Source organism: Lysobacter sp. TAF61, from assembly GCF_052113485.1.
In the GTDB taxonomy this organism is placed as follows: domain Bacteria; phylum Pseudomonadota; class Gammaproteobacteria; order Xanthomonadales; family Xanthomonadaceae; genus Lysobacter_J.
The window spans coordinates 221416-243148 of sequence record NZ_JBFRDH010000001.1 but is presented as its reverse complement, the minus strand read 5'-3'; the positions used below and the strand labels follow the sequence as shown (position 1 = coordinate 243148).

15 protein-coding genes and 1 pseudogene are annotated in these 21733 nt (G+C 67.6%); 8 read left to right on the top strand and 8 right to left on the bottom strand.

Annotation, left to right across the window (positions count from 1 at the left end; genetic code table 11):
* Nucleotides 1–39: 39 nt before the first annotated feature.
* A pseudogene (locus AB4Y64_RS01130) lies at nt 40–966 on the bottom strand (ArsR/SmtB family transcription factor); the annotation flags it as partial.
* Nucleotides 967–1133: 167 nt separating this feature from the next.
* On the opposite strand from AB4Y64_RS01130, the gene AB4Y64_RS01125 reads away from it, so the two are divergent.
* From AB4Y64_RS01125 to AB4Y64_RS01110, 4 genes are all read left to right on the top strand, one after another.
* Entirely contained in the window at nt 1134–2294 is a 1161-nt protein-coding gene (locus AB4Y64_RS01125; RefSeq protein WP_441814622.1) for an acyl-CoA dehydrogenase family protein, read from the top strand.
* A 357-nt stretch (nt 2295–2651) separates the two neighbouring features.
* Entirely contained in the window at nt 2652–7730 is a 5079-nt protein-coding gene (locus tag AB4Y64_RS01120) for an NAD-glutamate dehydrogenase (protein WP_441814621.1), read from the top strand.
* A gap of 109 nt (nt 7731–7839) precedes the next feature.
* Nucleotides 7840–8613, top strand: coding sequence for an NAD kinase (locus AB4Y64_RS01115; RefSeq protein ID WP_441814620.1), 774 nt, complete (start codon nt 7840–7842; stop codon nt 8611–8613).
* A gap of 93 nt (nt 8614–8706) precedes the next feature.
* The gene (locus AB4Y64_RS01110) at nt 8707–9612 is read left to right on the top strand and encodes a 5'-nucleotidase (protein ID WP_441814619.1); all 906 of its coding nucleotides are present in this window, start codon (nt 8707–8709) and stop codon (nt 9610–9612) included.
* Between the two features lie 27 nt (nt 9613–9639).
* Here the strand turns inward: AB4Y64_RS01110 and AB4Y64_RS01105 are convergent, their stop codons facing one another.
* On the bottom strand, nt 9640–10200 hold the full coding sequence (locus AB4Y64_RS01105; RefSeq protein ID WP_441814618.1) for a DUF2939 domain-containing protein: 561 nt from the start codon (nt 10198–10200) through the stop codon (nt 9640–9642).
* Between the two features lie 310 nt (nt 10201–10510).
* Between AB4Y64_RS01105 and AB4Y64_RS01100 the strand changes: the two genes are divergently transcribed.
* From AB4Y64_RS01100 to AB4Y64_RS01085, 4 genes are all read left to right on the top strand, one after another.
* Complete coding sequence (locus AB4Y64_RS01100; protein WP_441814617.1) at nt 10511–11008, top strand: DUF3302 domain-containing protein; 498 nt, start codon at nt 10511–10513, stop codon at nt 11006–11008.
* A 74-nt stretch (nt 11009–11082) separates the two neighbouring features.
* Nucleotides 11083–12225 (top strand): HlyD family secretion protein, encoded by a 1143-nt coding sequence (locus AB4Y64_RS01095; RefSeq protein WP_441814616.1) that lies wholly within the window; start codon nt 11083–11085, stop codon nt 12223–12225.
* Nucleotides 12226–12250: 25 nt separating this feature from the next.
* A complete protein-coding gene (locus tag AB4Y64_RS01090) occupies nt 12251–13696 on the top strand; it encodes a TolC family protein (protein ID WP_441814615.1) in 1446 nt (481 codons plus the stop codon).
* A 153-nt stretch (nt 13697–13849) separates the two neighbouring features.
* Nucleotides 13850–14527, top strand: coding sequence for a hypothetical protein (locus AB4Y64_RS01085; protein WP_441814614.1), 678 nt, complete (start codon nt 13850–13852; stop codon nt 14525–14527).
* A 19-nt stretch (nt 14528–14546) separates the two neighbouring features.
* Here the strand turns inward: AB4Y64_RS01085 and AB4Y64_RS01080 are convergent, their stop codons facing one another.
* From AB4Y64_RS01080 to AB4Y64_RS01055, 6 genes are all read right to left on the bottom strand, one after another.
* On the bottom strand, nt 14547–15716 hold the full coding sequence (locus AB4Y64_RS01080; RefSeq protein ID WP_441814613.1) for an MFS transporter: 1170 nt from the start codon (nt 15714–15716) through the stop codon (nt 14547–14549).
* The gene (locus AB4Y64_RS01075) at nt 15717–16403 is read right to left on the bottom strand and encodes a DUF2461 domain-containing protein (RefSeq protein ID WP_441814612.1); all 687 of its coding nucleotides are present in this window, start codon (nt 16401–16403) and stop codon (nt 15717–15719) included.
* Between the two features lie 15 nt (nt 16404–16418).
* Complete coding sequence (sbcB, locus tag AB4Y64_RS01070; protein ID WP_441814611.1) at nt 16419–17861, bottom strand: exodeoxyribonuclease I; 1443 nt, start codon at nt 17859–17861, stop codon at nt 16419–16421.
* Between the two features lie 14 nt (nt 17862–17875).
* Nucleotides 17876–19240, bottom strand: coding sequence for an FAD-dependent oxidoreductase (locus AB4Y64_RS01065; protein WP_441814610.1), 1365 nt, complete (start codon nt 19238–19240; stop codon nt 17876–17878).
* Nucleotides 19241–19303: 63 nt separating this feature from the next.
* Nucleotides 19304–20587, bottom strand: a complete 1284-nt coding sequence (gene kynU / locus AB4Y64_RS01060) for a kynureninase (protein WP_441814609.1) — start codon at nt 20585–20587, stop codon at nt 19304–19306.
* A 132-nt stretch (nt 20588–20719) separates the two neighbouring features.
* A complete protein-coding gene (locus AB4Y64_RS01055) occupies nt 20720–21730 on the bottom strand; it encodes an amidohydrolase family protein (RefSeq protein ID WP_441814608.1) in 1011 nt (336 codons plus the stop codon).
* Between the last annotated feature and the right edge of the window lie 3 nt (nt 21731–21733).

The window sequence follows — 21733 nt, the reverse complement described above, 5'->3', positions numbered from 1 at the left end:
GCGTGCTGCGGATCTGGAGTCGGGGGTGACGGCATCGACCGGCTTGCGCGCGATCAGGGCGATGACTTCGAAATGGGGCGGGCGGCGTTCGCGGGTGACGGTTTCGCAGCTGCTGATCTCGAACCCGGCCTTGCCGACGAACTTCGACAGGTCCTTTTCGCTGAAGCCCAGGTTGACGTGGCCATAGGCCTCCACCACGCCACGATGCTCGTGCTTGGCCAGGCTGGTCAGGAGCAGGCGACCGCCCGGTCTCAGTACCCGTGCGGCCTCGGCCACTGCCTGCGCCGGATGGTCGGCGTAGGTCAGCGCATGCATCAGCACCACAAGGTCGAAGTGCGCGTCGTCGAAGGGCAGCGCGTGCATGTCGCCTTCGCGGACCTCGACGTTGCGCAGCTTGCGCAGGCGCTCGGAGGCGGCAAGTACGACCTTGGTGCTGGAGTCCAGGCAGACGTAGCGGCGCGAATGCGGCGCGAGCAGTTCGGCCAGGACGCCGTCGCCCGATGCGATGTCGAGCACGTCGCCCGGCTCCAGCAGCGGCAATGCCGAGCGTGCAAGCGCCTCCCAGGTGCGGCCCGGGGAGTAGTGGCGCTCCATGTCGCCGGCCACTGAATCGGCCCAGTTCTGTTCGGAGGCGCGCGCCGCGAGCACGTTGCCGACGCGCTCGGCATCCTGGCGCAGCAGGGGGTCGTCGCTGCCTTCACGCAGCGTTTGCCACAGTGCCCGCTGCGCCGAATCGAGCGAGGCGTCGTCGAACCGGTAATACGCCGAGACGCCGGAACGGCGGTCGCGGACCAGCCCGGCCTCCTTGAGCTTTGCCAGGTGCGTCGAAACGCGCGGCTGGGCGAGGCGGGTGATGGCCGACAATTCGGCGACCGTGAGCTCCTCGCGCTCCAGCAGCGCCAGCAGGCGCACGCGGGTGGCGTCGGCGAACACCTTCAGTCGCAGCGACCAGCCTTCCAGATCCATGATTTATCAACCTATCGCGATATAGCGATAAGTTTGGGCCGCAAGGCCTCAAGGGTCAAGCGCAACCGCGGGCCTGCCTTTCCTGCACGAGACGGCTACAATTCGCGTCTGCGGTACCGAAATAACATCCGTAAGCACCCGAATTACTAAAGCCCGAGGTAACCGACGTGGATTTTGGCTTCACTGAAGAGCAGTTGATGATCCAGGATGTGGCCCGCCGCATCGCCCAGGAAAAAATTGCTCCCAGCGCAGAGCACCACGACCAGACCGGCGAGTTTCCGCTGGCGAACATCCGCACCCTGGGCGAGAACGGCCTGATGGGCATCGAGGTGCCGGCCGAGTACGGCGGAGCCGGCATGGACCCCATCAGCTACGTGCTGGCCATGATCGAGATCGCCGCCGGCGACGCTGCCCACTCGACCATCGTTTCGGTCAACAATTCGCTGTTCTGCAACGGCATCCTCAAGTTCGGTACCGAAGAACAGAAGCAGCTGTACGTGCGCGCGATTGCCGAAGGCCGCGAGATCGGCGCCTTCGCGCTGACCGAGCCGCAGTCGGGTTCCGACGCCACCGCGATGCGCTGCAAGGCCACCAAGCAGGCCGACGGCACGTTCGTCATCAACGGCAAGAAGAGCTGGATCACCTCCGGCCCGGTTGCCAAGTACATCGTGCTGTTCGCGATGACCGAGCCGGACAAGGGCGCGCGCGGCATCACCGCTTTCATGATCGACACCGCCAAGCCGGGCTTCCTGCGCGGCAAGACCGAGCCCAAGCTCGGCATCCGCGCCTCGGCCACCTGCGAGATCGAGTTCGAGGACTACGTCGCGCAGCCCGAGGACGTGCTCGGCGACGAAGGCCACGGCTTCAAGATCGCCATGAGCGTGCTCGACGCAGGCCGCATCGGCATCGCCAGCCAGGCCATCGGCATCGCCCGCGCCGCCTACGAGAGGACCCTGGAGTATGTGCGCGAGCGCAAGGCCTTCGGCGCCGCGATCGGCACGTTCCAGATGACCCAGGCCAAGATCGCCGACATGAAGTGCAAGCTCGACGCAGCCACGCTGCTGACGCTGCGCGCGGCATGGCAGAAGGGCCGGTTCGAGCAGGGCGGCGCCCGCTTCAGCAACGAGGCGGCGATCGCCAAGCTCACCGCTTCCGAAGCGGCGATGTGGATCACCCACCAGGCCGTGCAGATCCATGGCGGCATGGGTTACTCCAAGGAGATGCCGCTGGAGCGGTACTTCCGCGACGCCAAGATCACCGAGATCTACGAGGGCACCAGCGAGATCCAGCGCCTGGTGATCGCCCGCAACGAGACCGGCCTGCGCTGACAGGCCGGCGTACCGAGCGGGTGCCGGCGCCCGGCGCCCGTGACACGGCTGCAGCCAGACCCGCTGCAGCCGAGCGATGAAGTAGCACTCCCGCTGTAGAGATCCACGCAGTAGCGAGCCACGTCATGAAACGTTTTGGATCGTCACGCCCCACGGCCTGTCCCGTCGACCGCGGTGGCGGCCTGCTCCCGGCCCGCCTCCGCAAACCCGAGGCCGGCGCACCCGACGCCGACCCGGGCGTAAAGCGTCCGCTGATCGCACCGCGCCAAGTCGCGCCCGCGAACTGCCCGTACTGAACCGTATCCCCCTGGCCCGCGCGAATAGCGTGGGCCTCTTTCCATTGGACCTTCAGTTCCCATGAGCATCAAACGCAACGTTGCTGCCAAGCCCGCCGCCAAGGCCTCCGCGGAAAAGACCAAGGCTCCGGCCAAGGCGCCCGCCAAGTCATCGCCGGCAACCGTGAAGAACGACACCGTCTCGCTCGAACCGATCCTCGCCGCCATGCGCAAGCGCCTGCCCAAGGCGCGCCATGCCGAGGCCGAGGCCTTCATCAACGCTTTCTACAAGCGCATGAGCAGCGATGAGCTGCCCCAGCACAGCGCCGAAGGCTGGGCCGAGCTGGCCACCGATTTCCTCGATTACGCCCGTGCGCGCAAGCCGGGCGCGGCGCTGGTGCAGCTGTTCAACCCGACGATCAAGAACGAAGGCTGGGAATCGACCCACACCGTCGTCCAGATCGCCAACGACGACATGCCGTTCCTGGTCGATTCGGTGACCATGGCGCTGGCCGAGCAGGGCATCGGCGTGCACGTGCTGGGACACCCGGTGGTGACCTTCAAGCGCGACAAGTCCGGCAAGCTGGTCGCGGTCGGCGAGGGCGTGTCGGAATCGCTGATGCACCTGGAGATCGACCGCCAGCCGCTGGAAGCGATGCCGAAGATCAAGCAGGCGCTGGAAGCGGTGCTGGCCGATGTCCGCGCCTCGGTGCGCGACTGGCCGCAGATGAAGGCGAAGATGCTCGCCATTGCCGAGGACCTGGGCTCGCGCAAGCTGCCGGTCGGCGACGCCGGCAAGCACGAGGCACAGGAGTTCCTGCGCTGGGCCGCCGACAACCACTTCACCTTCCTCGGCTTCCGCGAGTACGACGTGGTCGAAAAGGGCGGCCAGCAGGTGCTTGCTGCCGACAAGGCCAGCGGCATGGGCCTGTTGCGCGGCCAGGACGTCGGCAAGCCGCGCCTGCTGACCTCGCTGGCGGCGCATTACATGCCGCAGTCCGGTTCGGTCGATGCACTGATCCTGACCAAGACCAACGCCCGCGCCACCGTCCATCGCCCCGGCTACATGGATTACATCGGCATCCTCAGCTTCGACGCCAAGGGCCAGCCGGTGCGCGAGGAGCGCTTCCTGGGCCTGTACACCTCCAGCGCCTACAACCGTCGCCCGTGGGACATCCCGCTGGTGCGCCAGCGCCATGAGTACGTGATGGCCAAGTCCGGCCTGGCGCCGGACAGCCACAGCGGCAAGGCGCTGCGCCACATCCTCGAGAGCCTGCCGCGAGACGAGCTGTTCCAGTCCAGTGAACAGGAACTGCTGCGCACGGCCACCGGCATCCTGGGCCTGCAGGAGCGCGTGCGCAGCAAGCTGTTCCTGCGCCGCGACCGCTACGGTCGCTATTTCTCGGTGCTGGTCTACATCCCGCGCGATCGCTTCAACACCGACATGCGCCTGCGCATCGAGGCGATGCTCAAGCGCGAGTTGCGCGGCGAGCACGTCGATTCCTCGGTCACCCTCGGCGGCGAGTCGCCGCTGGCGCAGGTGCACCTGATCGTCCGGCCCAAGAGTGGCGAAGCCGCGCGCGAGGACATCACCGCCGCGGAAACCGTGCATATCGAAGCCGAGCTGTCGAAGATCGTGCGCAACTGGCAGGACGACCTGCGTGAACAGCTGATCGCACGCCATGGCGAGGAACGCGGCCTGGCGCTGACCAACATCTACGGCCGCGCGTTGCCGACCGGCTACATCGAGGAAGTCAGCGCCGGCGTCGCCGCCGACGACGTCGACCACCTGGCCGCGCTGACCGGTCCGGACGACCTGCGCCTGAGCCTGTATCGCGCCCATCGTGGCGTGGGTGGCCTGCGCTTCAAGTTCTATCGCGAGCACGACGACATCCCGCTGTCGGATGCGCTGCCGATGATGGAGAACATGGGCCTGCGGGTGATTTCCGAGCACCCCTACCGCCTGGTGGCCGGCGACAAGGCGACCGGCGACGGGACCACCGGCTCCAAGACGATGTTCATCCAGGACTTCGAGGTCGAGATCGCCGATGCCAACCTCGACATCTCCAGCCTCGATGCCAACTTCGAGGAAGCCTTCGCGCAGATCTGGCGCGGCAATGCCGAGAACGACGGCTTCAACCGCCTGATCCTCACCGCCAACCTGTCCTGGCGCCAGGTGTCGATGCTGCGCGGCTACACCAAGTACCTGATGCAGGTCGGCGTGCCGTTCTCGCAGCCGTACGTGGAAGCCACGCTCAACCGCTACCCGCTGCTGGCGCGCCTGCTGGTGGAGCTGTTCGAGGCCAAGTTCGACCCGTGCACCGGCAACGAGAGCAAGGCCGAGATCAAGGCCGGCATGGAGCAGTTCGCCGCCCAGCTCAAGACGCTCGCCAACGGCGACGAAGCCGCGCTGGCCGTGCTCAAGCCGGCCATCGACGCCCGCGCCGGCAAGCGTGACGCGCAGGTCGGAGCCACCCGCGAGGCGATCAAGGGCCTGCTCGACCGCGTTGCCAGCCTCGATGAGGACCGCATCCTGCGCAGCTTCATCGGCGTGATCGACGCCACCCTGCGCACCAGCTACTACATCAACTACAAGAACGGCCTGCGCGCCGACGGCGGCCCGACCGACTACATCAGCTTCAAGTTCGACTCCAGCAAGGTGCCGGACCTGCCCAAGCCGCGTCCGTACCGCGAGATCTTCGTCTACGGCCCGCGCGTGGAAGGCGTGCACCTGCGCTTCGGTCCGGTTGCCCGTGGCGGCCTGCGCTGGTCGGATCGCCGCGAGGACTTCCGCACCGAGGTGCTGGGCCTGGTCAAGGCGCAGATGGTGAAGAACACCGTGATCGTGCCGGTCGGCTCCAAGGGCGGTTTCTTCGCCAAGCAGCTGCCGGACCCGGCCGTCGACCGCGACGCCTGGTTCAACGAGGGCGTGGCCTGCTACCAGCGCTTCATCAACGGCCTGCTCGACATCACCGACAACCTGGTCGACGGCAAGGTCGTGCCGCCGTCGAACGTGGTGCGCCACGACGGCGACGATCCGTACCTGGTCGTGGCCGCCGACAAGGGCACCGCGACCTTCTCCGACATCGCCAACGCCATCGCCCGCGCGCACGGCTACTGGCTCGACGACGCGTTCGCGTCGGGCGGCTCGGTCGGCTACGACCACAAGGGCATGGGCATCACCGCACGCGGCGCCTGGGAGTCGGTCAAGCGCCACTTCCGCGCCATGGGCCGCGACAGCCAGAAGGACCCCTTCACCGTGGTCGGCGTCGGCGACATGTCCGGCGACGTGTTCGGCAACGGCATGCTGCTGAGCAAGCAGATCCGTCTGCTGGCCGCGTTCGACCACCGCCACATCTTCCTCGACCCGAACCCGGATGCGGCGGCGACGTTCAAGGAGCGTCAGCGCATGTTCAAGCTGCCGCGTTCGAGCTGGGACGACTACGACAAGTCGCTGATCAGCAAGGGCGGCGGCGTGTTCCCGCGCTCGGCCAAGTCCATCCCGCTGTCGCCGGAGATCAAGGCCGCGCTCGGCATCGACAACGGCGTGACCGCGATGAGCCCGGTGGAACTGCTCAGCGCGATATTGAAGGCGCCTGTCGACCTGCTGTGGAACGGCGGCATCGGCACCTACGTCAAGTCCAGCAACGAGAGCAACTCCGACGTCGGCGACCGCGCCAACAACGCCCTGCGCGTGAATGGCCGCGACCTGCGCTGCAAGGTGGTGGGCGAGGGCGGCAACCTGGGCATGACCCAGCTCGGCCGCATCGAGGCCGCGCTGCACGGCGTGCTGCTCAACACCGACTTCATCGACAACTCCGCCGGTGTGGACACCTCCGACCATGAGGTGAACATCAAGATCCTGCTCAACGGCGAAGTGCAGAAGAAGAAGCTCACGGTGCCCGATCGCAACAAGCTGCTGGCGCAGATGACCGACGAGGTCGGCCTGCTGGTGCTCAACGACAACTACCGCCAGAACCAGGCGCTGAGCCTGATGGAGCGGATGAGCGTGCACCGCCTGGGCTCCAAGCAGCACTTCATCCAGACGCTGGAATCGCAGGGCCTGCTCGATCGCCAGATCGAATACCTGCCTTCCGATGCCGAGATCGCCGAGCGCAAGTCGCGTGGCCAGGGCCTGACCCGTCCGGAGCTGGCGGTGCTGTTGTCGTACTCGAAGATCGTGCTGTTCCAGCAGCTGCTCGACTCGGACGTGCCGGAAGACCCGTACCTGTCCAAGGAACTGGTCCGCTACTTCCCGCAGCCGCTGCAGGCCAAGTACGCCAAGGCGATGGAAAACCATCGCCTGAAGCGCGAGATCATCGCCACCGCGGTGACCAACTCGATGGTCAATCGCATGGGCGCGACGTTCACCCTGCGCATGACCGAGGACACCGGCCGCAGCCCGGCCGAAGTGGCCGAGGCCTACACCATCTCCCGCGAAGCGGTCGATGCACGTGGCCTATGGGCGCAGATCGACGCGCTCGACGGCAAGGTGCCCGAGAGCGTGCAGGTCGATGCCTTGCAGGTGATCTGGCACCTGCTGCGGTCGATGTCGCGCTGGCTGTTGTCGCGTCCGGGCAAGATGCCGGAGATCGCCGCGGCCATGACCCGCTACAGCGACGGCATCAACGCCGTGCGCGGTGCGGTGCCGGGCGTGCTGTCCGATGCCCGCCGCGACACCTACGCCGCGCGCGTGGCCGAGTGGAAGGGCAAGGGCCTGCCGGCTGCGCTGGCCGAGCAGCTTGCCGTGCTGCCGCTGCTGGAGTTCGGCTGCGACATCGTCGAGATCTCGCTGGCGCGCAAGATGCCGGCGGTCGAGGTTGCCCGCGCGTACTTCTCGCTGGGCGCCGCGCTCAACCTGCCGTGGCTGTACGAGCAGGTCGAGCAGCTGCCTGTCGATGGCCGTTGGCAGGCACTCGCCCGCGGCGCGCTTCGCGACGAGCTGGCGACGCAGGCACGCACGCTGGTGTCGCAGATCCTCGCCGACGGCGGCAAGAAGCCGACCGAGGCCAAGGTCGAGGCCTGGCTCAAGCGCGACGACGCGGCACTGCGCTTCACCCTGACGATGTTTGCCGACCTGCTCAACCAGAAGTCGCTCGACTACCCGACGTTGTCGGTGGCCGTGCGGCGCCTGGCACAGGTGGCCGCTTCCGGCGCGTAAGCCCGGTCGAAGGTCGAGAACGAGCCCCGGCATGTCCGGGGCTTTTTCTTTCCAGGCCACGCCTGAATCCGCTCCGGGTTATGCTGATCGCATCCACCCGGAGCCGCCGATGACCGCGACGCCACGCATCGCCTTCCTCGCCAGTACCGCCGATGAGGCGCAACGCGCACTGGCGGAACTGGTTGCACGACACGGCCAGCACGAACCCGCGGACGCGGACGTCATCGTCGCGCTCGGCGGCGATGGCTTCATGCTGTCGACGCTGCACCGCCACGGCAGCCTCGGCCGCCCCGTCTACGGCATGAAGCTGGGCACGGTCGGCTTCCTGATGAACCACCATGGCGGGGACGGCTTGCTCGGGCGCCTGCACGCAGCCGAACCGGCGGTGCTGCGGCCGCTGGAAATGGTCGCGCAGACCGAATCCGGCGCCACCGTCGGCTCGCTGGCCTACAACGAGGTCTCGTTGTTGCGCCAGACCCGCCAGGCCGCGCACCTGCGCATCGATCTCAACGGCGAGACACGCCTGGACGAACTGATCTGCGACGGCGTGCTGGTGGCGACCACCGCGGGCAGCACGGCCTACAACTTTTCCGCGCTCGGACCGATCCTGCCATTGGGAGCGAATGTCATCGCGCTGACGCCGATCGCGGCCTTCCGCCCCCGTCGCTGGCGCGGCGCCGTGCTCAAGGCCGACACCGAAGTGCGGTTCCAGGTCCTGGACCCCTACAAGCGGCCGGTCAGCGCCACTGCCGATTCCCATGAAGTCCGCGACGTGGTCGAGGTCACCATCCGCGAATCGCATGACCGCACCGTCACGCTGCTGTTCGACCCGGAGCACAACCTCGAAGAGCGGATGCTGGCCGAACAGTTCACCAGCGGTTGAGCTCGGCCCGCACCGCCCGGATGGGGCCCGGTCGCCGGCGTGCAGGCCGGTCGTGTCGCATTGGGCGAGACGGGACTGCTGCATAATGCGCCCATGCCCGACCGTGACGCCGATCCGCTGATAGTCGCGATTTCATCGCGCACCCTGTTCGACATGGAAGACAGCCACGCGTTGTTCGAACGCGAGGGCATCGATGCCTATGCCGAATTCCAGCGCGCCCACGAAGACGATCTGTTGTCGCCGGGCGTGGCGTTTCCGCTGGTGCGCAAACTGCTGGCCCTCAACGAAGGCGCGCCGCAGGAAGCCCCGCGGGTCGAAGTGATCCTGATCTCGCGCAATTCGGCCGACAGCGGCCTGCGCATCTTCAACTCGATCGCCCACCATGGCCTGGCGATCAAGCGCGCGGCATTCAGCAATGGCGCGCCACCGTTCCCCTATATCCGCCCGTTCGGCGCCGACCTGTTCCTGTCGGCCAACGCCGAAGACGTGCGCAATGCGCTCGCCGCCGGGATCGCGGCCGCGACGCTGCTGCCCTCGCACGTGCCGCAGCAGCGTCACGACCAGTTGCGCATCGCCTTCGACGGCGACGCGGTGATCTTCGATGACGAGGGCGAGCGCGTCTCGCGCGAAGGCGGCCTGGCCGCGTTTGCCGAACACGAGCGCAGCCACGCTGGCGAACCGCTGTCCGGCGGGCCGTTCCGCGGCTTCCTCGATGCGTTGCACCGGTTGCAGGAGGCGTTCCCGACCGGCCAGAACGCGCCGATTCGCACGGCCCTGGTCACCGCACGCTCGGTGCCTGCGCACGAACGCGTCATCCGCACGCTGCGCGAGTGGGGCATCCGCCTGGACGAGGCATTGTTCCTCGGCGGCCGCGCCAAGGGGCCGTTCCTGGAAGCATTCGGGGCCGACATCTTCTTCGACGACTCCGAACACAACATCGTGTCCGCGCGCGATCACGTCGCCGCGGGGCACGTGCCCCACGGCATCGCCAATCGCTGAAGACGGGTACGCGCCGGCGAAGGTGCGTCAATCGGAGAGCGCAGGACCGTCCAGTGGCAGGCGGATGTCGGCAAGTTTCCAGGTCATCCCTTGTCGCAGCAGGACGAACACGACGGGTGAGCCGTCCGCGGTGCGGACCGTGGCGGTGAAACGCGAGGGCGACTCGAAGCGGTAACTGGCGTCGCGCAGCGGATCGGGCGGTGGCTGGTGCGCGTAGCTGTCGTCGCTGCGGATGCCGCCGCCGCTGAGGCGGTGCACCAGCCCGCGACCCTCCAGGATTGCGCCGATTCCGGCTGGCGTGGCGATCGCATCGACCATGCCGCCGGCGGCCTGGTTGGCCAGCCCGAGCGCGATGGCGCCGAGCGGGTTCTCCTGCACCTGCGCGCCCGCACGCCGCGCCAGCGTGTCCTCGACCTGCGCCCGCAGGCTCTGCCGAAGCAACGGGAAGTCGACCTGCTCCGACAGCGCCGCGCTGTTCTGGCTCTGGATCGCCTCGCGAATGGCGCGGATGGTCATGAACGGGCCCGCCGCGATCCAGGCCATCAGGGCCAGCACGACGAACAGCGACAACGCGATCCATTTCTTCATCGGGCGCTCCATATTGCAGGCGCACCAGCATAGCGGCGCATTCAGCCGCGACGGTGAAGGCCGGTCGAACGCGTCAGCGTGGCGCACTCAATGAATCAGACGTTTCTCATTGTTCCGTCTGGCCGCAGCTGCCATTTTTCACCCCCTATTTGAAGCGGCCCTTCGGGTTCGCAGTGCCGCAGCGGCGGCAGCGCGATGGCACAGCCGGCCTGCGACCATCCCACGGAGGATCTGCGTGAGAGCAATACGACCCCTGGCGTTTGCGCGTGCATTGCCGAAACCGCGTTTGCCAGTTCCACTGCAAACGCTGATGGCGACGCTGGTGCTGCATTCCGGACAGGCGTTCGCTTCCGGCGGATTGGAGGATGCGATTGCCGACGTCATGGTCTGGGTCGTCATCGTGGTGACGCCGGTCCTGGCCCTGAGCGTCTTCTGGGTCGTGCACGTCTGGCCCGAACGGGTCGCCGAGGCGCGCAACCACCCGCAGAAGGAGGCCATCCAGGCGCTGTGTCTTTTGTCGCTGGTGTTCGGCGGCCTGTTGTGGCCGCTGGCAATGCTGTGGGCCTACATGAAGCCGCTGCGTTTCCGCCTGGAGCCATCCGTCGAAAACGAGCATGAAGGCAGGTCGGCGGCATTCGACAAGCCCCTGCCCGGGAAACGCGCAGCAATCGTGCCGGACCCGCATTTCGATGACGCCGCCGACGACGACCGTATCGACGAGGAACTCGTGCTGCTGCGCCAGCGGGTTGCCGTGCTGCAGGGGCGTCTGGATGCGCTGACGGCACGCAACACGTCGTTGCACGGCTGAACCCTGCCGCCCATGGTGCGCAGCTTGCCCCGCGACATGCCTACACCACCCATCCGCAACGAAGTGGGGACACCTTGGAAGTCCTGATACTCGCGATTTACAGCCTCGTCGTCTGGCTGGTCTTCATCAAGTTCAAGCTGCTGCCCTGGAACATCTACTCCCAGGTCGCAGTGGTGGTGATCGCGCTGGCGGGAATGGCCGCCACGATCCTGGTGCTCAACGTGGTCGCGCCCTCGTCCAACGACGTGCGCGTGCTGAACTACGCGGTTGAAGTGGTTCCGCGCGTGACCGGACGCGTGATCGAGGTGCCGATCGAAGGCAATCGCCTGTATCGCAAGGGAACGCCGATCCTGAGGATCGATCCGGAACCGTTCAAGCTGAAGGTGAAGGAACTCGAGGCCACGCTGGTGGGTGCCGAGTCGTCCGCCGCCCAGCTCAATCAGGATCTGCGTGCCGCGCGCAGCAACACGCAGTCGGCGCTGGCGCAGCTCGGCCTGGCGCGGACGCGACTGAAGCAGTCGCAGCAGCTTTCGTCGGAGGGTGCCGGCGCCCATTACGACGTCGAATCGTACGAGGCAGACGTCAAGCGGCTGGAACCGGCCTACCACGCCGCGATGGCGGCCGAAGCGAAAGTGCAGACCGAGCTCGACGCACTGGTCGGCGGTGAGCAGTCCGCGGTCGCCGCCACGCGTGCGCAACTGGAGCAGGCGCAGTGGGAGCTGTCGCAGACCGTCGTGCGGGCACCGGCGGATGGTTACGCGATCAACCTGCAGGTGCGCGTGGGCTCCTACGCGGCGGCGTTGCCGTTCCGCCCGGTGATGACGTTCGTCGAAGTCGACCAGCAGGTAGTCGCGTTCTACAACCAGAACGAGCTGACCAAGGTCAGGCCGGGCGACGAAGTGGAGATCGCGCTGCCGACCTTGCCGGGGAAAATCATCAAGGGCGAGGTCGATTCGATCGTGTGGGCAACCGGGCAGGGGCAGCTCCAGGCCTCCGGTGTGCTGCCCAACCTGCCGGGTCAGTCCGAGCTGCCGCCGACGGCGCAGAAGTATGCGGTCAAGGTTCGGATCATCGATCCCGAGCGCAACTTCCTTGCCATGGGCGCGCGCGGCACGGGGGCGATCTACACGCCGCATGTGCGGCCGATTCACCTGATCAGGAAGGTGCTGATCCGCGTCGATTCGGTGACCAACTACCTGATCCTGAAGTTGCATTGAGGTTGGCATGGGCAGGGCACAAGTCATGACCACCGATCGCGCACGCCGCAGACGCGTTCTCCTGGCGGGCGCCGTTGCGGGCCTCGCTGTCGCGATCGCCGGTTGCGCCAACCTCACCGCACCGTCCGATGGCGAGATCTACCAGGAGGCGGTCGGTTCGCTGGTGGTACCCGCGCAGTGGACCGCCGCGGCGCAGGCCAATCCCTTCCGCCCGGAATGGCTGGGCTTCAGCGACGATGGACAGCTCGGCCAGTTGATCGACGAGGCCATCGCGCACAACCCCGACCTGCGCGCGGCCGGCAGCCGGCTCGAGCAGGCGCGTGGCCAGATGCAACTGGCCGGCGCAGACCTGCTGCCCACCATTGGCCTGGGCGGCAAGTATTCCAACTCGCTGCAGCCGGCCAACGGACTCGACATCAACGGCTATGGCGCCGTCCTCAACTGGGAGCTGGATATATGGGGCAGGGCGCGCGCCGGGAAGAAAGCTGGCGAAGCCGCCTTTCGATCTGCCCAGGCCGACTACGTCTATGCCCGCCAGTCACTGGCGGCGATGACTGCGCGTGCCTGGCTGCTTGGCATCGAGGCGTCGCGCCAGGCCGAACTGTCCGCCCGGATCCGCGATATCGCGCTTGCCCAGGCGGACCTCGTGGCCCGGCGCGAACAGGTCGGCAAGGTCTCCGGCCAGGACGTGGCCGTCGCCCGCGCACAGACGCGGACCTCCGAGGAAGCGGCGTTCCAGGCCGAACAGGCCCGTCAGCAGGCGCTGCGCACGCTGGAGCTTCTGGTCGGGCGCTATCCGTCGGCCTCCATCGCGCTGCCGACCGCGCTTCCCGGAGGGCTCGACCCGATTCCCGCCGGTGTGCCGTCGGATCTGGTCGAGCGGCGTCCGGACCTGCAGGCAGCACGCAAGCGCTACGAGCAGGCCTTCTTCAATCACGAGGAGGCCAAGGCGGCGCGCCTGCCGCGGCTCGCACTCAATGCTGGTGCAGGGCAGCTGACCTCCGACTACGTCAGGTTCAAGGACGGATTGAGCTCGACCGTCTTTCCGGTGGGGGGCACGTTGTTGTGGCCGCTGTTCGATGCGGGCAGGCTGAAGACCCAGGTGCTGATTCGCGACGAGCAGCAGCACGAAGCGGCGGCCGACTATGCACGGGCGATTCTGGCGGCATTCGGCGAAGTGGAAGGTGCGCTGGCGGCAGATGCCCTGCTGCAACAGCGGGAATTGTCCCTGTCCGGCCAGGTCGGGGCGCTGCAGCAGGCGCTGGACGCGGCCAATGCCCAGTTTCGGGTCGGCAAGATCGATCGCTACGACGTGCTCGATCGCGAGCTGGCCGTGGATGCAGCCAGCATTGCCCTGATGCGCGTGGCGACCGAACGTCGTGCGCAGCGCGCCACGCTGCATCTTGCGCTCGGCGGCGATTTTGGTGTCCAGGCGCAGGCTGCCGCAGGTGCCACGCCGGCGGGCGAGTGACGGGGATCGGATAGCGGATCTGCGGCGGAGTGGCGACGCTGCGCGGGTATCGAAACTGGTATAAGGGCGTGCAGCTGGCTACGGCCCGGCTGATCAATCGCGTCGCTGTTCCTTCATGCCGCTGTAGAACGACCACTGCCGTGGATGGCTGCCATGGGCATCGAACGTCGCTCCTCACTGATGAACCGATACCTCGACCCGGCCACGAGCCTGGCAGAGGTACTGTTCGGCCTGATCATGACGCTGACCTTCACCCTCGGTGCCGGCATCATCATCCAGGACGAGGGCCGCGAAGGCGCACGCGAGCTGCTGATCGCGTTGATCGGCTGCAATATCGCCTGGGGCATCATCGATGCCGCGATGTACCTGGTGGGCGTGCTGTTCGACCGCGGCCGCAAGCGCCGCCTGGCGCAGGCCGTGCGCGCAGCGGCGGACGAGCGTTCCGCCCATATCGTGGTCGCCGGTGAGCTGGACGAGCTGCTGGGCGACGTGATGCCCGCCAGCGATCGGCAGTCGCTGTACGCGCGAATCGCCAGCCACCTGCGCACCCGGACGGAAGCGGCTGTGTCGCTGCACAAGGACGATTACCTGGGTGCGTTCACCAGTTTCTGGCTGGTGGTGCTGAGCAGCGTGCCGGCGGCGGTGCCCTTCCTGCTGATCGACGATGCCTGGCTGGCGCTGCGCGCGTCCAACGCCGTGCTGCTGTTGCTGCTGTTCGGCACCGGTTGCGCCTGGTCGCGCTACACGCTGGGCAGACCCTGGCTGGTTGGCCTGTGTTTCCTGTTCGGTGGCGCGGGGCTGGTGGCCCTGGCGATCGCACTGGGCGGCTAGCGTAGCCGCGAGGCATGCTTCAAGTGGCCGGTTGCGCGCGCAGTAAGCGGACGGGCACCAGATGCACCACCAACGCGAGCACCGCGATCACGGCGCCGAGCAGGAACGCGCGTTGGCCGCCGCCCGTCTGCCAGGCAACCGCGGCGATGCCCGCGCCGGCGACGCCGCCGATGCCGCCGCTGAAGCCGTAGAGCATTCCCTGTGCGGCGGCCATGTCGCGCCGCTGCGGGAACAGCTCGGCCATGCGCCGCATGCACCCGGCATGAAACGCGGCGAAGCTGAAGGCATGGCCGGTCTGCGCCAGCGCCATCCATGCGAACGAGCTGCCGAGCAGGGCGACCATGGCCCAGCGCAGCGCGGTGGCGACCAGGCACGCCGTCATCAGCCGCTGGGCACCGAAACGCTGCACCAGGCGAGGCGCCTGCCAGAACATCAGGATCTCGCACAGCACGCCGATCGCCCAGAGCACGCCGACGGCAAATCCGTCGTGTCCGTTGGCCTGCAGGTGCAGGGTGAAGAACACATAGAACGGGCCGAAGCCCAGTTGCATCAGCATCGCAACGAGCAACAGGCGACGCACGCCGACACGGCGCCACAGGGCCAGTGCCGGAGCACCGGCATGGGCGGCGGGCGCGGCGGGAATGGGCCGGTCGCCACGGTGCAGCCACGAGGCGACGACGGTCAGCGCCAGCCAGGGCAGGGTCAGCCAGACGAAGGCGTCGTTGCCGAGGCGATCGAGCAGCCAGCCGTAGCTGCCGGCGACGATCAGGAAGCCGATCGATCCCCACATGCGGATGCGGCCGTAGTCATGGTTGCGATCGCCCAGCGCCGACAGCGTCATCGCTTCGAACTGCGGCATCACCGCGTTGAAGAAGACGCCGAACCAGGCCATGGTGACGAACAGCATCGCGCCGGTGTTGAAGCCGGTGAACGCGCAGAAGCCGAGCAGGGAGAGCAGGCAACCGGCAACCAGCCAGTGGCCCGGGTGGGGGCTGCGCGTACTCAGGCGCGCCCAGGTGGGCGGCGCGACGATGCGGCCGCCGTACCACAGCGCCAGCATCGCGCCGACGGCGTAGCCGCCGTGGCCGTTGGCCACCACCCAACGACCGATATAGGGGGTGTAGGCGCCCAGCGCACCGTAATACCCGAGGTAGAACAGCGCATAACGGCGGAAGTCGGCGGGGGACACTCAGAACTCCAGGTCGAGTGCCGCACACAGATAGTCGGTGAACGGCGACAGGCCCTGCAGGTCGGTCTCGAGCGTCTTGAGCAGGCGTGGACCGGTCATCGTCGCATCCTCGATCGCGCGCAACGCAACGAAGTTCTTGCGCTTGAGGTCCTCGGCGAACTCGAAGTCGTCGGGGAAGCCGCGCGGCATGCGTGTCAGCATTTCGCTGTCGTCGAGGTCGAAACGCCGGCGGAACCTGCTGGCGTGCGCCGCTGCTTTCCAGCTGCCCGGATTGTCGAGGATGAAGTGGCGCACGCGGCGCAGGCTGTCCGGTTGCGGGTGCCAGATGCCCGAGGCGATGAAGCAGTTGCCCGGCTGCAGGTGCAGGTAGAACGACGGCGCCTCGACCTGGCGGCCGCGCTCATGGAACAGGCGCGCGCCCTGCCAGTTCTTGTAGGGCGTCTTGTCGTTGGCGAAGCGGGTATCGCGATGGATGCGGAACAACGACCCGCCAACGCCCTTCGGCTCGGAGCGGTAGTGCGTGCTGACGCCGGCGAGGACCGGTTGCAGGTCGCCGAGCAGGCGCTGGAACGGTTCACGCACGTGGGTGTCGTAGTCGCCCTTGTGCGCGTGGAACCACTCGCGGTCGTTGTTGCGGGCAAGGCCGCGCAGGAACTTGAAGCTGGCGTCGCTGAAGTACTGGCTCATGGGGGATGTCCGGACTCAGGTCAGGCTGGCCGCGATCTCGCCGCCCCAGGCTTCGAGTCGTTCGAGCAGGGCCAGCTTGTCGGGGGAGGTGGCGTGGGCCGCGCGCAGTTCGGCGATCTCGGTACCGAAGCGGTCGAAGCCGTACTCGGCCAGGCCCGTTTCGGTGTAGAGGCGTTGGCGGCGATAGTCGTCCCAGCTGGCGCGCTCGTCGGCGGACAACGTCTGCAGCCAGTTGCGCGCACGGTAGCGAAACAGGATGCCGGGCAGGCGCGCGTCGCGGAAGCCGAACTCGCGCTGGCCCAGGGCTTCCGGCGGAGTCGTACGCACCTGCGCGAACAGGCGCTTGTCGCCGTCGCCGATGAAGCCGTCGTACAGCGCCGCATCGAGGTCGGGCGTCGAGCGTTCGCGCTCGCGGGCGAACACCTGGCGGACTTTTTCCACCAGCGCCGGACCGGCGTCGCGGATCCGCGCCGCACGCTGCTGCACCTGGGCCGGGTCGATGCGCAGGCGTTCGAAGTCCGGCGCGCGCAGGTGGTCCCAGGCGACCAGGGCCGGGCTGCGGTTGCTGTGCACTTCCTTCAGGGCGATGCGTTCCTCGCCTTCGGCCAGGTCGGCCGAACGCACGTACAGGCGCGCCGCGATCGACTCGGCATCGAGTTGCAGCAGCGGTTCCGGGTCCTGGTCGAGATCGAACACGATCACGCGGCTGTCGATGTGCGGATGGCGCGCGACCGGCAGCACCGCGGCCGCGCACAGCCGGCTGGCCGGGAAGCGTTGGGACACATGCAGCAACGGCGTCATCGCCACGACGTCCATCAGGCTGGCGGCATAGCGCTTGTCGCGCAGGCGCAGGGCGTAGTCCCAGAAGCGGGGCTGGGCCGTCTTGAGCTTGCGTGCCAGGCCGATCAGCGCGCGCACATCGGAGAGCGCCTCGTGGGCATCGCCCTCGCGCACGCCATTGGCCTGGGCCAGGTGCTCGAGGCGGAACGAAGTGGCGCCGTCCTCGCGCTTGGGCCAGACCAGGCCCTCCGGGCGCAGCGCATGCGCCAGTCGCAGCACGTCGAGCAGGTCCCAGCGCGAGTTGCCGCTGCGCCATTCGCGCTCGTAGGCGTCGTAGAAATTGCGGAAGAAGCCATAGCGGACGAACTCGTCGTCGAAGCGCAGCGAGTTGTAGCCGAGGCTGCAGGTCTCCGGTCGCGCCATTTCCTCGAAGATGCGCGCGAACGCCTCGGCCTCGTTCACGCCTTCGCGCATGGCGTGCTGCGGCGTGATGCCGGTGACCAGGGTCGCGCCGGGCGAGGGCAACAGGTCGTCGGCAGGTTTGACGAAGAAGCTGATCGGTTCTTCGGCCTGGTTGAGGTCGGCATCGGTGCGGATCGCCGCGAACTGGGCGATGCGCGAGGTGCGCGGGTCGGCACCGAAGGTTTCGAGGTCGTAGAAGAGGAAGCTGGCGGGCATGGGCGGGCAGGGACTCAGGCGCGCGGCAGCACGTCGAGCCGTTCGCGCACCGTCGCATCGACAATTTCCCAGTCGAGCGAGTCGAGCGAACGGTGGCCGCGCGTCAACTCCACCAGCAGCTCGCGCTGCACCCGGCCGCGCTCGAACGCGGTTGCGTAGGGCATGCGCTGGAAGGTGACCATCGAATAGCGCGGCATGAAACGGTCCGGGTGGCGCTCGGCCAGGGTACGTTCGAGGGCGCGCTGCAGCAGGTAGTCGTCGTCGTCGACGCGGTCGCGCATTTCCAGGTAGTTCTCCAGTGCCATCGCCTGGATCGCGCGGGCGTTGGGCAGGCGCTCGGCCTGGAAGGCGGCGAATGCGGCGGCGCGGTCGCTGTTGGCGTCCAGGTGCTCGGCCAGGGCGACGCAGTCCTCGAACGCGCAGTTCATGCCCTGGCCATGGAACGGGACCATCGCATGGGCGGCGTCGCCGACCAGGACGGCGCGGTCGTCGAGATGCCAGCGATTGAGGTAGAGCGTGGCCAGCAGGCCAGCCGGGTTGCGTTCGAAGTCCTGCTCAAGGTTGGGGATCAGCGCCAGTGCGTCGGCGAAGTCGCGCTCGAACAGGGCGCGCGCATCGGCGCCGTCGCGCACGGTGGCGAAGCTGGGGTCGCCCTCGTTCGGCAGGAACAGCGTCACCGTGAACGTGCGCTCGTCGTTGGGCAGTGCAATGCACATGTAGCGGCCACGCGGCCAGATGTGCAGGGCGTTGGGTTCGATGCTGAAGCCACCGTCCGCGGCCGGAGGGATTTCCAGTTCCTTGTAGGAATGGCCCAGGAACTCGGTGCGCTCGCCCAGATCGGCCTGCGGGCCCATGGCTGCGCGCAGCGCGGAGCCGGCGCCGTCGGCGCCGACCAGCGAGACGAATGCGGCCTCGTGCGAGCTGCCATCGCGCGGGTCGGCGAAGCGGGCGATGCGCGCGTCGAAGTCGACCTGCGACAGGCCACGGTTGAAGTGCAGCCGCGCGCCGGCGCGTTCGGCGATGTCGAGCAGGATCACGTTGAGCTCGCCGCGATGCACCGACCAGATCACTTCGCTGTCGTCGCGACCGTAGCGCTGCAGGTCGGTGCGGCCGTCGAGGAAGTGGACCATGCGTCCGCGCATCATCACCGCGTGCTGCATCACCGCCTCGTCGGCGCCGGCCAGGCGCAGCGCATGGCGGCCGCGTTCGGCGAGCGCGAGGTTGATCGAACGCCCGCCCTCGTAGCCCTTCAGGCGCGGATCGCCACGCTTTTCGAACACGTCCACGCTCCAGCCGCGCTGCACCAGCAGCGTGGCGAGCACGGCGCCGGCAAGGCCGGCACCGATCAGGGTGATGTGCTTGGAAGTGTCGTTGCTCAAACAGGTCACCTCAGACAGTGCTGCAGATTTCCCCGCCCATCGGGAGAGGAGTTCGACGGGACATCAGTGGGCGTCGCGCCAGGCTTCCGCGGTGCGGACGAATCGCAGCACATCGGCATAGCGGTTGTAGAGCGGGGCGGGCGAGATGCGGATCACGTCGGGCTCGCGCCAGTCGCCAAGCACGCCGTTGCGGGCCAGGTACTCGAACAGGTCGCGTCCACGTTCGCGCCCGCCGACCACGCGCAGCGATAGCTGGCAGCCACGGCGCTCCGGTTGCGAGGGCGTGACGACCTGCAAAGTGTCGGCCAGGCGCAACTTGATGAGTGCTTCGAGGTAGCCGGTGATCTTCAGCGACTTGGCGCGCAACGCCGCCATGCCGGCCTGGTCGTACAGCTCCAGCGACGCACGCAGCGGCGCCAGGCCGAGGATCGGCGGATTGCTCAGCTGCCAGCCTTCGGCGCCCGGTGTCGGCACGAACTGCGGGCCCATGCGGAAGCGGGTGTCGGCTTCGTGGCCCCACCAGCCTGCGAAGCGCGGACGGTCGCTGGTGGCATGACGCTCATGGACGAAGCAGCCGGCGACCGCGCCCGGGCCACTGTTGAGGTACTTGTAGTGGCACCAGACCGCGAAGTCGACGCCGCTGTCGTGCAGCGCCAGTTCGAGGTTGCCGACGCCATGGGCGAGGTCGAAACCGCACACGGCGCCCTGTGCGTGCGCCAGGCGCGCGATCGCTGCCGGGTCGAAGGCCTGGCCGGTCCGGTATTGCACGCCCGGCCACAACACGAGCGCCAGGCGCGGGCCGTGTTCGGCGATGGCGCGCTCGATGGCGGCCATCGAAATGGTGCCGTCGGCTTCGTCTGCTTCCAGTTCGATCAGATCGGTCGCCGGATCGAAACCGTGGAAGCCGATCTGCGAGGCAACCGCATGGCGGTCGGACGGAAACGCGCCGGCTTCGATCAGGATCGCCGGGCGCTCGCGCGTGGGCCGGTAGAAGCTGACCATCATCAGGTGCAGGTTCACGGTCAGCGTGTTCATCGCGACCACTTCGACCGGTTTTGCACCGACCAGACGGGCCAGCGATTCGCGCACCAGCTGGTGGTAGGCCATCCACTGCGCGTCGCCGCTGAAGTGGCCTTCGACGGCTTCGGCCGCCCACTTGTCGAGCACTTCCTCGACATGGCGGCGCGCGCCGCGCGGCTGCAAGCCAAGCGAGTTTCCGACGAAGTAGGCCTGGTCGGCGCCGTCGTGCTGCGGGATCAGGAACTGCGCGCGCATGTCGCGCAGCGGGTCGGCGGCGTCGAGGGCCTGGGCGTGGGAATCGGAGTAGAGGTCGTGCGAAGTAGTCACGTTAAAGAACCCTGAGATGTTTCATCGCCGTCATCCCCGCGAAGGCGGGGAGCCAGCGACTTTGAGGCTAGCAAGACGCTGGGTTCCCGCCTTCGCGGGAATGACGGTCAATGGCTACGGTGGTAACGCCGTTCACACGAACCGCGCCTTCGACAGCCCCAGCCATTCCAGCGCGGTGCCGTGGTAGAGCCTGGCCTGTTCTTCTTCCGACAGCGTCAGCGCGGCGATGCCGGCGCCGGGCTCCTGCTCGCCGAGCGGGAACGGATAGTCGGTGCCGAGCATCACCCGGTCGACGCCGCAGGTGTCGAGCAGGTAGCGCAGCGCGCGCGGGTCGGCGACCCACGAATCGAAGAACAGCTGGTTGAGGTACTCGCGCGGGTTGCGCGGGTTGTCGGTGGCCACCAGGTCCGGACGCATGTTGAAGCCATGCTCGATGCGGCCGATCGTGTACGGGAAGCTGCCGCCACCGTGGGCCATGCAGACCTTCAGGTTGGGGATGCGCTCGAGCACGCCTCCGAACACCAGGCAGCAGGCCGCGCGCGACTGCTCGGCCGGCATGCCGACCAGCCATGGCAGCCAGTACTTCGGCATCGTCGCCGCGCCCATCATGTCCCATGGGTGCACGAGGATCGCCGCACCGAGTTCACCGGCGGCCTGGAAGAAATCGAACAGCTCTGGCGCGTCGAGGTTCCAGTCGTTGATGTGGCTGCCGATCTGCACGCCCTGCAGGCCGAGCTGGTCCATGCAGCGTTCCAGTTCCTGGATGGCCAGGCGCGGCGACTGCAGCGGCACCGTGCCGATGCCGGCGTAGTGGCGCGGGTAATCGCGGCAGGCCTGGGCCATGTGTTCGTTGAGGGCCTGGTGCAGCTCCAGCGCGTGATGCGGCTTGGCCCAGTAGCTGAACATCACCGGCACGGTGCTGATCACCTGCACCTGCACGCCGAAGCGGGCGTAGTCGTCGATGCGCTCCTGCGGGTCCCAGGTCTTGGACCAGATCTCGCGGAAGAACTTGCCGTCCTTGTAGATGCGATGACGCCCGTCCTCGGTGTGGTGGATCACCGGGAAGCGGTCGTCGCCGTACTTGCGCGCCAGGTTGGGCCAGTCGCGCGGCAGGTAGTGGGCGTGGGTGTCGATCTTCAGCATGGT